Here is a 12,657-nt window from a genome sequence, read left to right on the forward strand (position 1 = left end):
CGAAACCACCGCACCCACCGGCTACGACCTCCCCACCGACCCCGTCTTCGGCCCCCTCCTCCTCACCCCCCAGAACGCCACCACCGGCGTCCAGGTGACGGCCGGCGACTGCCCCTCGCCGACGCCACCGCCGGACGGCTCGATCCACCTGACCAAGCGGGACGCCAAGACCGGCGAACCGCTGGGCGGCGCGCAGTTCCAGCTCTGGCGGGAGACCAACGGAGTCGCCGGCCTGCAGACCGGCGGAGCGAACCCGGACACCCGCACGGGCCCGGGCTGCACCACCTCGGCCGAGGGCGACTGCGCCTTCACGCACCTGCCGGCCGGCCAGTACTACCTCCGGGAGACCGCCGCGCCCGACGGCTACCAGCTCCCGCACGACCCGGTGACCGGCCCGTACCGGGTGGACGCCGATGACTGCGTCACCGTGGACCTCACCAACAAGCGGCACCACCACGACGACGACTGCTAGCCGAACGGCTGCCGCCCCCCGGGCGCGGCGCCCGGTACGCCGGACCCGCCGGAGCACCCTCTGCTCCGGCGGGTCCGGCGCGTCCGGGCCGGCCCGCCCCGTTCGGGTGCCGGGGCCCGGACGGAGCAGCGCACACGGCGCCCCGGCCGCGCCGCGGGTACGTTCGCGGTGTGCAGCAGAGGTCACACCATGTCAGAGGACCGGCCGCGGCCGGTGCCGTCGCCGCCGCGCTGGTGCTCGCCACCGCGGCGTCCGCGGCCGTCGCGCAGGACGCGACCACCGTGGTCGGCGGCGAGCGGCTGGGCCGCCCCGCCGTCCAGGTGGCCCCGCTGGCCGGGGCGCCCGCGCTGCCGGTCGAACTCACCGGCCGGTCCTGGCTGGTCGCCGACGCGACCACCGGTGACGTCCTGGCCGCCCGCAACGCCCATCTGCCGCTGCCGCCCGCGAGCACCCTGAAGATGCTCTTCGCGGATACCGTGCTGCCCAAGCTGGACCGCTCCCTGGAGCACAAGGTCGCCCCGGCCGAGCTGGCCAACCTGGGCGTGGGCAGCAGCCTGGTCGGCATCAAGGAGAACCTGCCCTACCGGGTGGAGGACCTCTGGCGGGGCGTCTTCCTCAGCTCCGGCAACGACGCGGTGCACGTCCTGGCCCACATGAACGGCGGCCTCGCCCGGACCGTGGCCCAGATGCAGGACCGCGCGGTGGCCCTCCAGGCCCGCGACACCCACGTGGTCTCGCCCGAGGGCTACGACCAGGAGGGGCAGGTCTCCTCGGCCTACGACCTGACGCTGTTCGCCCGGGCCGGGCTGCGCAACCAGGACTTCCGCTCCTACTGCTCCACCCGCACCGCGCGCTTCCCCGGCGGGGTGGACAAGACGACCGGTCAGCGCACCGCCTTCGACATCGCCAACACCGACCGGTTGCTCGGCAAGTACCCGGGCCTGATCGGGGTGAAGAACGGCTACACCACCGGCGCCGGTGCCACCTTCACCGGCGCCGCCGAACGCGGCGGCCGCACCCTGCTGGTGACGGTGATGCACCCGGAGTCGCAGACCAAGGTGTACGACGAGGCGGCGAGCCTGCTCGACTGGGGCTTCGCCGCGGCGGGCCGGGTGGAACCGGTCGGCCACCTGGTGGACGAGCCGGCCGCCGCCGCGTCCGCCCCCGCCGAGGCCCCCGCGACGGGCGTCGTGCCGCACGCGATCCAGCAGGCCCACCACGCGCTCGGCCCGGCCGGGTGGACGGCGCTCGTGCTCGGCGGGGCGCTGGCGCTGTGGGCGGCGGGCCGGACCCGGGCCCGGCGGCTGCGGCTGCGCCCGGCTGCCGCCGAGGCCGCCGCCGCCCCGCTCGCGTTCGCCCGGACGGGTGCCACCGCGCTGGGCGGCTCGACGGCGGTGGGCGGTCGCGGCCGCCGGCGGGCGGCCCGCGCCCTGCGGTCGACGGTGCGGTCGGCCCGTCGGCGGCTGCACAACCACCGGGCCTGACTCCCCGGCGGCCACCGCGCCGCCGACCGCGGCCGTTCGGACCGCGTCGTCCGTCGGCGGTGCTCCGCCGGCCCGGCGTGCGGCCGGGCGCCGCCCGCACACCACCGATGGAACGGAGCCTGCGATGACCGACCTGCCCTTCGACGACACCACGGACTTCGAGGACGCCGACCGGGGTTTCCTCGGCGCACTGGTGCCCGCCGTGGTCCGGGCCGCCGACGGGCGGGTGGTCTGGGACAACGACGCGTACGGCTTCCTCGCCGCCGACTGCCCGGACACCGCCCGTCCGAGCCTCTGGCGCCAGGCCCGGCTCTGTGCCCGGCAGGGGCTCTACGAGGTGGCCGAGCGGGTCTACCAGGTGCGCGGCCTCGACCTGTCCAACATGACGCTGGTCGAGGGTGAGCGCGGGGTGATCGTGATCGACCCCTTGATCTCCACCGAGACGGCCGCCGCCGCCCTCGCGCTCTACCGGGAGCACCGCGGCGACCGGCCCGTCACCGGCCTCGTCTACACCCACTCCCACGGCGACCACTTCGGCGGCGCCCGCGGCGTCCTGCCGCCGGGCAGTGAGGAGGGCGTCCCGGTCATCGCGCCCGCCGGCTTCCTGGAGCACGCCGTCAGCGAGAACGTCTACGCGGGCAACGCGATGACCCGGCGGGCCATGTTCATGTACGGCGACCGGCTGCCGAAGGCCCCCGACGGGCAGATCGGCGCCGGCCTCGGCATGACCACCTCCACCGGCACCATCACGCTCGTCCCGCCGACGGTGGACGTCACCCGCACCGGCCAGGAGGAGACCGTCGACGGCGTGCGGATCGTCTTCCAGCTCACCCCGGGCACCGAGGCCCCGGCCGAGATGAACTTCCTCTTCCCCGACCTGCGGGCACTCTGCCTGGCCGAGAACGCCACCCACACCATGCACAACATCCTGACGCTGCGCGGCGCGGTGGTCCGCGACGCCCGGATCTGGGCCCGCTACCTGGACGAGGCGATCGAGTACTTCCACGGCCGGTACGACGTCGCGTTCGCCTCGCACCACTGGCCGACCTGGGGCCACGACAACGTGGTCGCCTTCCTCTCCGAGCAGCGCGACCTCTACGCGTACCTGCACGACCAGACCCTGCGCCGGCTCAACGACGGGCTCACCGGGACGGAGATCGCCGAGGAGCTGCGGCTGCCGCCCGCGCTGGAGCGGCGCTGGCACGCGCGCGGCTACTACGGCTCGCTGAACCACAACGTCAAGGCCGTCTACCAGCGCTACCTCGGCTGGTTCGACGGCAACGTGGCGCACCTGTGGGAGCACCCGCCGGTGGCCCAGGCGCAGCGGTACGTCGAGGTGGCCGGCGGCGGCGACGCCGCGCTGGCCAAGGCCCGGGGCTACGCGGACTCGGGGGACCTCCGCTTCGCGGCCACCCTGCTCAACCACGTGGTGTTCGCCGACCCGTCGAACCGGGCGGCCAGGGAGGCGCTGGCCGGCGTCTACCGGCAGCTCGGCCACGGCGCGGAGAACGGCCCCTGGCGCAACTTCTACCTGGCGGCCGCGGGCGAACTGCTGGACGGCCCCGGGACGGTCCTGCTCGACGCCGCCAACCCCGGGATGACGGCGGCCCTGACCACCGCCATGCTGCTCGACTCGATCGCGATCCGGATCGACGGGCCGCGCGCCTGGGACGAGGCGCTGACCATCGACCTGGTGCTGACCGACGAGCGGCTGCGGTACCGGGTGACACTGCGGCACGGCGCCCTCACCCACCGGTCGTTCCCGGCCGGGGACGCGCCCCGGTCGCCGGCCGGGCTGACGCTCACCCTGACCAGGCCGCAGTTGCTCGGCCTGCTGGCCGGCCAGGCCCTCGACACCGTCCGGCACGAGGGCGACCCGGGGCTGCTGCCGCGGCTGTTCGCCCTCGTCACCACCCCGGAGCGGGCGTTTCCGGTGGTCACCCCCTGACGACGGTCACTCCCCCGGCCCACGGCGCGGCCTAGAATGCGGCCATGAGCGCCGCCACCCCCGACCCCGCCTCGCAGGACCGGCTCGCACGCCTGGTCCGGCTCTCCGCCGGGAACTACCTGCTGGTCACCACCTACAAGAAGGACGGCAGCACGGTACCGACCCCGGTCTGGGTGGTCCGCGACGGCGACGCGCTGGGCGTCTGGACCGTCGCCGACTCCTGGAAGGTCAAGCGGATCCGCAACCGCGCCGACGTCCTGGTCGGCCCGTGCGACGTCAAGGGCCGGCCGACCGGCGAGCAGTACCCGGCCACCGCCGAGGTCCTCGGCCCCGAGCGGACCGCCGCCTACCGGACGCTGCTGCGGCAGAAGTACGGCCTGCTGGGTGTGCTCACCCTGCTCGGCAGCCGGGTGCGGCGCGGCGAGCGCGGCACGGTCGGCATCCGGATCACGCTGACGGACTGAGCGGCTCCGGCAGGGCCGGCCGGTCCTGCGCCCGGGCGCAGGTGTCCAGGACCACCCGGGCGACCAGCTCCGGGTCGTCGTTCATCGGCACGTGCCCGCAGCCCGGCAGCCGGACCAGCCGGGCCGCCGGGAGTTCCCGCAGCGCGCGCACGCCCTGACGGCGCAGCAGGATGCGGTCCCGGCTGCCCCAGGCGACGGTGACCGGCACGTCGCCGGCGGCCCCGGTGAACCGCAGCCCGCGGCCGGCCGCGAGGGTGGGGCCGAAGCCGGTCGCCTCGCGCAGCGCCCTGGTCTCGGCGACGGCGGCGGCGGGCTCCCGGCGGCCGGGGCGGGCGTAGATGGAGCTGACCAGGAGCGCGCGGCCGGCCGCGGAGCGGGCGATCCGGCCGACGGCGGGCGGCGGCAGCAGCCGCGCTCCGAGCCGCATCCCGCCCAGCACCGCGTAGGCGTAGCGGCGTTCGGCCTCGGTCCAGAACCCGGCCGGGGCGAGCGCCGTCACCGAGCGGGCCAGGCCGGCCCGGCCGAGGCCGAGGGCGAGCAGTCCGCCGAGGGAGTTCCCGGCGACGTGCGGGCGTTCGATCCCGAGTTCGGCGCAGAGCCTGCCGAGTACCGGCACCACCGCCTCCAGCCCGTACGGCACGCCCGGCGGCAGGGCGGGCGAGGCGCCGAAGCCCGGCAGGTCGACGGCGATCACCTCGTGCCGCTCGGCCAGCGCGGGCAGCACGGGCTCCCAGGCCTGCCAGTGGTGGCCCACGCCGTGCAGCAGCAGGAGCGGGCTGCCGGACCCGAGCCGCTGGTAGCGGACGGTCACCTCCCCCGGTCCGTGCGGGGCGGGCAGCGCGAAGGTGACGTCGGCGGGCATGCGGCTCCTCTGCTGGACGCGATGTCAGCAAGGATTACCGACGAGTAGCCCGCCCGGCAAGAGGTGCGCCCTGCCGGCCGCTCAGTACCGGACGGCCCTGACCACCACCGGCAGCAGCGTCTCCTCCGCCGGCCGGCGGCTGAACGCGACCGGGGAGGCCTGCGCCCCGACGGCGAGGTGCTCCGCGCCGACGATCGAACTGTCCACGGTCTTCCCGCTGGTGTCGGTGAAGTCGACCTGCACCGCGTACGAGGCGGTGTTCACCCCGTCGTTGGTGATGGTGACCACGACGGCGTGCAGCCCACCGGTCTGCGCCCGCGGCACCCCGGTGATGGTGACGTCGCCCAGCGCGTTGCCGCCGTTCTCCAGCGTGCCCAGCGCGGCCGCCGCGTTCTGCCGCGCCTGCTCGCCCTGTGCCGAGGCGGAGGCCGCGAACGAGGCGGCGGCGGCCGAGCCGGACTCGGCGGCCGCCGACGCCGACGCGAGCGCCGACTCCGCGGTCGAGGCCAGCGCGGACGGCGGCTCCCCCGAGAACGACGACGGGTTGGGCGCCGTACTCAGCGTCGAGGCCTCCGAGCGGGTGACCGACGGATTGGTCGACGAACTGCTGCACGCGGCCAGCACCGCGGCCCCGGTCAGCGCGGCCACCAGCGCCACGGCCCGCGGCCCGGACCACCCCCGGCGAGCACCCTCGGCAGGACGGTTCGGGAAGCTATGGAGTTCACGCACCGGAGTTCCCTCTTCTGATCGGCGTCCAGCGGCCGACGACCGCTACGTCCCCATGCTTCGCAACGACCGCCCCCGCCGCGAAACCTGCTCCCCCGTTCGGGTACCCCCGGCCTCCACCGACACCGTCGCCGGCGGCAGAAGATCACGTTCCGGTTGCATGCACACAATCTGCTCAAAGCCTGGTAGGAGCGCCCCTGAAAGCCGCTAGGCTCCCTGCTGGCCGCCCTGCGCACCGGTCGGCGGCCCCACACAGTCGACGGCTGCCCCGAGGGGCGGCCCTGGTCCTCCGGGGGACGTTCGTGCAGGAAATGGTCAAGGGCGCCAACGTCGGCCTGGCGGCGCTGAGCGACAGCGCCGACTCCGTCATCGTGAGCCTGGGCTGGAGCAGCCCCGGCGGCGACGGGGACGCCGACGTGTCCGTGCTGCTCCTGACCGGGGACGGCAAGGTGCGGAGCAACGCCGACTTCTTCTTCTACAACAACCCGGCGGCCACCGACGGCAGCGTCCAGTTGCTCGGCCAGACGCCGACCGAGGTCGGTACCGAGGACCGGATCCAGCTCGATCTCACCGCCGTGCCCGCCGACGTCGAACGCCTGGTCGTCGCGGCCAGCCGGCACCAGCGCGCGGCGTTCGGCCGACTGGAGGGCCTGCGCCTCGAACTCGCCGACAGCACCGGGGAGCCGCTGCTGGGCTTCGCCATCACCGACGCGGACTCGGAGAGCGCCTTCGTCTTCGGCGAGATCTACCGACGCAACCAGGAATGGAAGTTCCGCGCCGTCGGGCAGGGCTACGACACCGGCCTGGCCGGGCTGGCCACCGACTTCGGCATCGACATCGAGGACGACGCCGGCGACGGGAGCGCACCCGACGGAGGCGAGGACGAGACCGGGTCCGGTCCCGACGCGGCGGACATCGCCGCAGCCCCGGCGGTGGCCCCCGCCGACGCTCCCACCGCGGCCGACACGGCCGAAGCACCCGCGGCCGCACCCGCCGCCAAGGCCCTGGTGCCCGCCCAGGCCCAGGCTCCCGAGGGGGCGCCCGCCGAGGCGGCCGCGCCCAAGCGCCTGCGTACCGCGAAGAAGCGGGTGGCCCGCCCGAAGACCCCCAAGCCCTCGCTGGCCGAGAACGACGCCTGGCGCACCGCCCGGCTCTTCCCCGCGACGAGCCTCAAGAACGACCGCGAGCGCGAGGTCCGGGCCACGTCCCTCCTGCTGTCCGTGATGGCGCAGGTCCCCGCGTTCGGCCGCCGGCTCACCGCGGCGTTCGGCGCGCCCGCCGGCCGGATGGAGACCTTCACCGAGGTATCGCTGCCGCACGGCGACACCCCCAAGCGTCCCGACGGCGTGATCCGGGTGGAACGTGCCGGGCGGCTCTGGACGGCCCTGATCGAGAGCAAGACCAACGGCAACCCGCTGAAGGCCGACCAGGTCCAGGACTACATGGACATCGCCGCCCGGCGCGGCTACGAGGCGGTCATCACGCTCTCCAACGACGTGGCGCTGGAGGGCAGCCCGCTCGTCACCGTCAAGATCGACGGCCGCCGCAAGCACAAGGTGCTGCTCTGCCACCTGTCCTGGGCCGACGTCACCAACCAGGCGCAGATGCTGCTGCACCACGACGACCTCGCCAACCCCGCCCACCGGTGGCTGCTGGAGGAGCTCCTGCACTACCTCCAGCACGAGAACTCGGGCTGCCACGGCTTCCAGAACATGGGCCCGGCCTGGGTGCCGGTGCGCAACGGCATCGACGACGAGACGCTGGCCCCGGGGGACGGCCGCGCCGTCCAGGTCGTCGAGAGCTGGGAGCGGCTCATCCGGCAGGTCTGCCTCCAGCTCGGCGGCTCGCTGGGCGTCAAGGTCCTGCCCGTCCAGCGGGCCCGACGCGGCGACGACCCGCTCACCCGCCGGACCGCGCTGGCCGACCGGCTCTGCGCGGACGGCCGGCTGGTCGCCGAGATCCGGGTCGACGACACCGTCGGCAGCTTCGAGCTGACGGCCGATCTGCGGGTCGGCAAGCTGCGCACCTCCATCGAGATCCCCGCCCCGGAGCAGGGCTACCCGCTCAGCTGGGTCAAGCGCCTGGTCCGCCAGCTCGCCGAGGCCCCGGCGGACCTGCATGTCGAGACCCTGACGGACGGCGCCGCGCCCGGACCCCGGGGCACCCTGGAGAAGCTCCGTCCGGAGCCCGGTGACCTGCTGCCGAAGGACTCCTCGAAGATCACCGGGTTCCGGCTCTCGCTCTCGAAGACCATGGGCAGCACCCGGGGCAACGCCGAGTCGGGCTTCATCCGCAGTGTCGACGCCGCCGTCGAGCGGTTCCACACCGCGGTGATCACCCACCTCGACCAGCGGGTGGCCCGTCGCTGACCGCCGCACACCCTGCGCCGGGGCCGGAACCGCACCCGCGGTTCCGGCCCCGGCGCGGTCCCGGGGGTGAGGGCCGGGGTGATGGTTCGGGCGTGGTGTTCCGGGGTGATGTGCGGGTGGTGGGAACCGGTGGGGGTGGCGGGCCGACTGGTGGGGGGTGAGTGAGATGACGCCGGGTGGCCGGCCGTGGAGTGTGGTGGCGGGGTTCGCCCTGCTGTTGGTGGTGGTGTTCGTGGCGGCGTTCGCGCTGGGGCGCGGGGCCGGGCCGGTGTCGCCGGGGCTGACGCCCGGGAGCGGCGGGGGCGGGGGCGCGCCGGGGATGAGCGGGCACGACATGGGGGCGGGCCGGTGAGCGCCGTCGCGGACGCGCCGGCCGGGGCGCCGGTCAGCACCGACCTGACGGTCGGCGGGATGACCTGCGCGGCCTGCGTCGGCCGGGTGGAGCGGACGCTGGCGCGGATCGACGGGGTCACGGCCGGCGTCAATCTCGCCACCGGGCGGGCGCGGGTGCTGCACCCGGCCGGGGTGGCGGTCGGGGACTTGGTCGCCGCGGTCGAGCGGGCCGGGTTCACGGCCGCGCCGGCCGGGGCCGGGCAGCCGCCGGTGGACCGCGCCGAGGAGCCCGCGGAGCGGTGGCGACTGCTGGTGACCGCGCTGGCGGCGGTGCCGGTGGTGGTGCTGTCGATGGTGCCGGCGCTGCAGTTCCCGGCCTGGCAGTGGGTGTGCTTCGCGCTGGCCGTCCCGGTGGTGACGTGGGGGTCGGCCGGCTTCCACCGGCGGGCCCGGCAGGGGCTGCGGCACGGCACGGCGACCATGGACACGCTCGTCAGCCTCGGCGTGGTGGCGTCCTTCGGCTGGTCCGCGTACGCGCTGGTGTTCGGCGGGGCGGGCGGGCTCGGCATGCGGATGCCGTTCTCGCTGACCGCCGACGGCGGGGGCGGCGCGCACGTCTATCTGGAGGCGGCCGTCGGGGTGCCGCTGTTCGTGCTGGCGGGCCGGCTGCTGGAGGGCCAGGTGCGGCGGCGCACCGGTTCGGCGCTGCGGGCGCTGGCCGAGCTGGGGGCCAAGGAGGTGTGCGTCCGGGATCCGCGGTCCGGGCAGGAGCGGCTGATCCCGATCGAACAGCTGCTGCCCGGCGGGGAGTTCGTGGTCCGCCCGGGCGAGCGGGTGGCCACCGACGGGGTGGTGGTGGAGGGCGGCTCGGCGCTGGACCTCAGTCTGCTCACCGGCGAGAGCGCGCCGGTGGAGGTCGGCCCCGGCGATGCCGTGGCGGGTGCCACGGTGAACGTCGGCGGCGCGCTGGTGGTCCGGGCCACGGCCGTCGGTGCGGACACCCAACTGGCCCGGATCACCGCCCTGGTGGCGGACGCGCAGGCCGGCAAGGCGCGGGCGCAGCGGCTCGCGGACGCGGTGGCCGGGGTGTTCGTGCCGTGCGTCCTGGCGGTGGCGGTCGCGGTGCTCGGCTTCTGGCTGGGGGCGGGCGCCGACCCGCAGGCGGCGGTGACGGCCGCGGTCGCGGTCCTGGTGGTGGCCTGTCCGTGCGCGCTGGGCCTGGCCACGCCGACCGCGCTGCTGGCGGCGACCGGCCGGGGCGCGGAGCTGGGCGTCCTGGTGCGCGGGCCGGAGGTGCTGGAGAGCCTGCGCCGGATCGACACCGTGGTCCTGGACAAGACCGGGACGCTCACGACCGGGCGCACCGAGCTCGGTGAACTCACCGTCGTGCCCGGGGTGGAGGCGGACGAGGTGCTGCGGCTCGCGGGCGCGGTCGAGCAACGCTCCGAGCACCCGGTGGGCAGGGCCGTCCTGTCGGCGGCCCGGGCGCGCTGCGGGTCGCTGCCGGCGGTGGCGGCCTTCGCGGCCACCGCCGGGGTGGGTGTCACGGGCAGCGTCGAGGGGCGGGCCGTCCGGGTGGTTCGGCCGGAGGACTCCTCGGCGGAGCTGCCCGCCGTCCTGGCCGGAGCGCGGGACCGCGCCGGGGCGGCCGGCCGGACACCGGTCCTGGTGGAACTGGACGGCCGTGCGGTGGCCCTGCTCGCGGTCGGGGACACCCTGCGCTCCGGCAGCTGGCGGGCGCTGCACCGGCTGCGCGCGCTGGGGTTGGAGACCGTCCTGCTGACCGGGGACGGTCCGGGGGCGGCCCGGGCGGTGGCCGCCGAGCTGGGCATCGAGCGGGTGCACTGCTCAGCCTCTCCGGCGCGCAAGGCCGAGCTGGTCGCCGAGTTGCGGGCCGCCGGGCGGACCACGGCGGTGGTCGGCGACGGGGTCAACGACGCCGTCGCGCTGGCCTCGGCGGACCTCGGGGTGGCGCTCGCCTCGGGCAGTGACGCCGCGATCGGGGCGGCCGGGCTCACCCTGGTGCGGGGCGACATCGAGGCGGTGGTGGACGCCGTCCGGCTGGCCCGGCGGACGCTGGCCACCATCCGGGTCAATCTGCTCTGGGCATTCGGCTACAACCTGGTGCTGATCCCGCTGGCGGCGGTCGGGCTGCTGAACCCGATGCTGGCGGCGGTGGCGATGTCGCTGAGTTCGCTGCTCGTGGTGGGCAACAGCCTGCGGCTGCGGACGTGGCAGCCGGGGCGCGGCGCGGGCCGTCCGGGCGGCGGGCCGCGCCGGGGCGCCGCGGGGGTGGCCGGGTGAGCGCCCGGTCCGGCGGCCGGAGGGCCGCACGGCTGCGGGTGGTCGGGCCGCCGGTGGCCGCGGCCGCGGTGGCGCTGGCCCTGCTCGCCGGCTGGACGGCGGTCGGCGGGGCCGGGCGCCAGCGGCCGGTGGAGGCGGGCCCGGGCTGGGTGCTGCTGCCGGCGACCAGCGGGGCGAGCGCCACGGCGGCGTTCTTCACCGTCCGCAACCCGGGCGACATACCCGACGAACTCACCGGTGCGAGCTGGGAGTTCGGCGGCCGGATCACGCTGAAGCGGCATCGGCACGAGGGCGCGGCGGGCCGCTGGGAGCCGGCCGCCGTGCTGCCCGTGCCGGAGCGCGGCGAGCTGGCGATGGCGCCGGAGGACGCCGACCTGATGATCGTCGACCCGCCGGAGCTGCGCGCGGGGCAGTGGGTGGAGTTCACCCTCAACTTCCGCCACAGTCCGGACCTGCGGGTGCGGGCCGAGGTCGTACCGCCCGGCGGGCGGCGCGCGGGCTGAGCCCGGGCGGCGGGCTGAGTCAGGCGACGGGCCGGGGCCGGGCGGCGGGCGGGCCGCCCGGCCGGGCCCTCACGGGTGCGGCACCACCGCGACGGGGGCGTCCGCGTACGGGAGGACGGCGCTGGTGACCGGGCCGAGCCGCCGGCCGAGGTCGTACGGGCGGTGGCGCCGGCCGACCACCACGAGGTCGGCCGCCCCGGAGACCGCCACCAGGGTGCGGGCGGCGCCGAGCCCGACCTGCTCGACGAGTTCCGTGCCCGGGCGGCGCTCGCGCCACTCGGCGAGGGCGAGCGAGAGCTCCTTCGCCTCCAGTGCTTCGAGTTCCGCGAGTTCGGGCTGGGACGGGACGACGCCCACGGTCGCGAACGCGGCCGGCAGCTCCCAGCCGTGGACGGCCCGCACCCGGGCGCCGCGCAGCTCCGCCGCGTCGAACGCGAAGGCCAGCAGGGCTTCGTCCACCGCCCGGGTGTCGACGCCGACGACGACCTCGGGCACCTCGGGCGGCCCGCCGTTCGCGGCCGGCGGCCGGACCACGACCACCGGTGACGCGCTGCGGGCGACCGTCGCCGTGCTCACCGAGCCGAGCAGCAGCCCGGCGAAGCCGCCGAGTCCGCGCGAGCCGAGGACCAGCAGGCCCGCGTCGGCGCTCTCGGCGACCAGACCGTCCACCGCGCCGTCGAGGACCACGTCGGCGTGCACGGCCAGGCCGCGGTGGCGGCGGCGGATCGCCTCGGCGGCGCCCTGCACCACCTGCTGGGCGGCGGCGGGCGGCGCCTCGGCGGTGGCGAACCCGGCCCGGCCGTCGGTCAGCCAGGGCCAGGCGTGCACCAGGCGCAGCGGGACGCCCCGGCGCAGCGCCTCCTCGGCAGCCCAGTGGGCGGCGGCGGTGCTCGCGGGCGAGCCGTCGACTCCGGCCAGAACGGGTGGCGTCATCGGTCTTCCTTCCGTTGCGGATCACGGACCACTGCGGCCGGGGGCGGTGCGTCCTGACCCGCCGCCGACTCCCCCACCCTCGTCCCGGGAGCGGCCCCGGTGCCAGGGACCGGCGGGCCCCGGCACCGGGGCCGGAAGTCCCGCCGGGTGTGTACACGACGGACCCCGGCGTCCCGGGCGGGTGTGCACGGGCACTACCGTGAAATCCGACAATCCTCCCGGTTGCTCGACCGGGGACGGCACAGCTGGAACGGGACCT

Annotated in this window: 11 protein-coding genes; 8 read left to right on the forward strand and 3 right to left on the reverse strand. The window is 76.1% G+C overall.

Annotation, left to right across the window (positions count from 1 at the left end; translation table 11 throughout):
* The 4 genes from ACIF6L_RS20605 to ACIF6L_RS20620 all read left to right on the forward strand — a co-directional run.
* Window positions 1-472, forward strand: a 472-nt coding sequence (locus ACIF6L_RS20605) for a collagen binding domain-containing protein (protein WP_396492559.1), incomplete at its 5' end; no start/stop codon positions are given.
* 170 nt (window positions 473-642) lie between these two features.
* On the forward strand, window positions 643-1,956 hold the full coding sequence (locus ACIF6L_RS20610) for a D-alanyl-D-alanine carboxypeptidase family protein (protein WP_396486440.1): 1,314 nt from the start codon (window positions 643-645) through the stop codon (window positions 1,954-1,956).
* 124 nt (window positions 1,957-2,080) lie between these two features.
* On the forward strand, window positions 2,081-3,904 hold the full coding sequence (locus ACIF6L_RS20615) for an alkyl/aryl-sulfatase (RefSeq protein WP_396486441.1): 1,824 nt from the start codon (window positions 2,081-2,083) through the stop codon (window positions 3,902-3,904).
* 44 nt (window positions 3,905-3,948) lie between these two features.
* The gene (locus ACIF6L_RS20620) at window positions 3,949-4,368 is read left to right on the forward strand and encodes a PPOX class F420-dependent oxidoreductase (RefSeq protein WP_359807468.1); all 420 of its coding nucleotides are present in this window, start codon (window positions 3,949-3,951) and stop codon (window positions 4,366-4,368) included.
* Here ACIF6L_RS20620 and ACIF6L_RS20625 read toward each other — a convergent pair.
* Window positions 4,352-5,230 carry an alpha/beta fold hydrolase gene (locus ACIF6L_RS20625; RefSeq protein ID WP_396486442.1) on the reverse strand — a complete coding sequence of 293 codons (879 nt, stop codon included), beginning with the start codon at window positions 5,228-5,230 and terminating at the stop codon, window positions 4,352-4,354. The two genes, ACIF6L_RS20620 and ACIF6L_RS20625, sit on opposite strands and share 17 nt — an antisense overlap.
* 81 nt (window positions 5,231-5,311) lie before the next feature.
* Entirely contained in the window at window positions 5,312-5,959 is a 648-nt protein-coding gene (locus ACIF6L_RS20630) for a hypothetical protein (RefSeq protein WP_359836969.1), read from the reverse strand.
* A gap of 308 nt (window positions 5,960-6,267) precedes the next feature.
* Here ACIF6L_RS20630 and ACIF6L_RS20635 point away from each other — a divergent pair, with 308 nt between their 5' ends.
* The 4 genes from ACIF6L_RS20635 to ACIF6L_RS20650 all read left to right on the forward strand — a co-directional run bounded on the left by ACIF6L_RS20635 (window position 6,268) and on the right by ACIF6L_RS20650 (window position 11,465).
* Window positions 6,268-8,325 carry a TerD family protein gene (locus tag ACIF6L_RS20635; RefSeq protein WP_396486739.1) on the forward strand — a complete coding sequence of 686 codons (2,058 nt, stop codon included), beginning with the start codon at window positions 6,268-6,270 and terminating at the stop codon, window positions 8,323-8,325.
* Between the two features lie 157 nt (window positions 8,326-8,482).
* Window positions 8,483-8,677, forward strand: a complete 195-nt coding sequence (locus tag ACIF6L_RS20640; protein ID WP_329486113.1) for a hypothetical protein — start codon at window positions 8,483-8,485, stop codon at window positions 8,675-8,677.
* On the forward strand, window positions 8,674-10,962 hold the full coding sequence (locus tag ACIF6L_RS20645; RefSeq protein WP_396486443.1) for a heavy metal translocating P-type ATPase: 2,289 nt from the start codon (window positions 8,674-8,676) through the stop codon (window positions 10,960-10,962). The genes ACIF6L_RS20640 and ACIF6L_RS20645 overlap by 4 nt, the downstream gene beginning before the upstream one ends.
* A complete protein-coding gene (locus tag ACIF6L_RS20650; RefSeq protein WP_396486444.1) occupies window positions 10,959-11,465 on the forward strand; it encodes a copper chaperone PCu(A)C in 507 nt (168 codons plus the stop codon). Before ACIF6L_RS20645 ends, ACIF6L_RS20650 begins: the two co-directional genes overlap by 4 nt.
* 69 nt (window positions 11,466-11,534) lie before the next feature.
* Here ACIF6L_RS20650 and ACIF6L_RS20655 read toward each other — a convergent pair whose 3' ends face one another.
* Window positions 11,535-12,398 (reverse strand): universal stress protein, encoded by an 864-nt coding sequence (locus ACIF6L_RS20655; protein ID WP_396486445.1) that lies wholly within the window; start codon window positions 12,396-12,398, stop codon window positions 11,535-11,537.
* Between the last annotated feature and the right edge of the window lie 259 nt (window positions 12,399-12,657).

The organism is Kitasatospora sp. NPDC086009 (genome assembly GCF_044540385.1).
GTDB lineage: Bacteria > Actinomycetota > Actinomycetes > Streptomycetales > Streptomycetaceae > Kitasatospora.

Excerpts from the sequence above, each read along its gene's own strand:
- ACIF6L_RS20615 (WP_396486441.1), top strand. The coding sequence starts at position 2,081 with ATGACCGACCTGCCCTTCGACGACACCACGGACTTCGAGGACGCCGAC.
- ACIF6L_RS20620 (WP_359807468.1), top strand. The coding sequence starts at position 3,949 with ATGAGCGCCGCCACCCCCGACCCCGCCTCGCAGGACCGGCTCGCACGC.
- ACIF6L_RS20625 (WP_396486442.1), bottom strand. The coding sequence starts at position 5,230 with ATGCCCGCCGACGTCACCTTCGCGCTGCCCGCCCCGCACGGACCGGGG.
- ACIF6L_RS20635 (WP_396486739.1), top strand. The coding sequence starts at position 6,268 with ATGGTCAAGGGCGCCAACGTCGGCCTGGCGGCGCTGAGCGACAGCGCC.
- ACIF6L_RS20655 (WP_396486445.1), bottom strand. The coding sequence starts at position 12,398 with ATGACGCCACCCGTTCTGGCCGGAGTCGACGGCTCGCCCGCGAGCACC.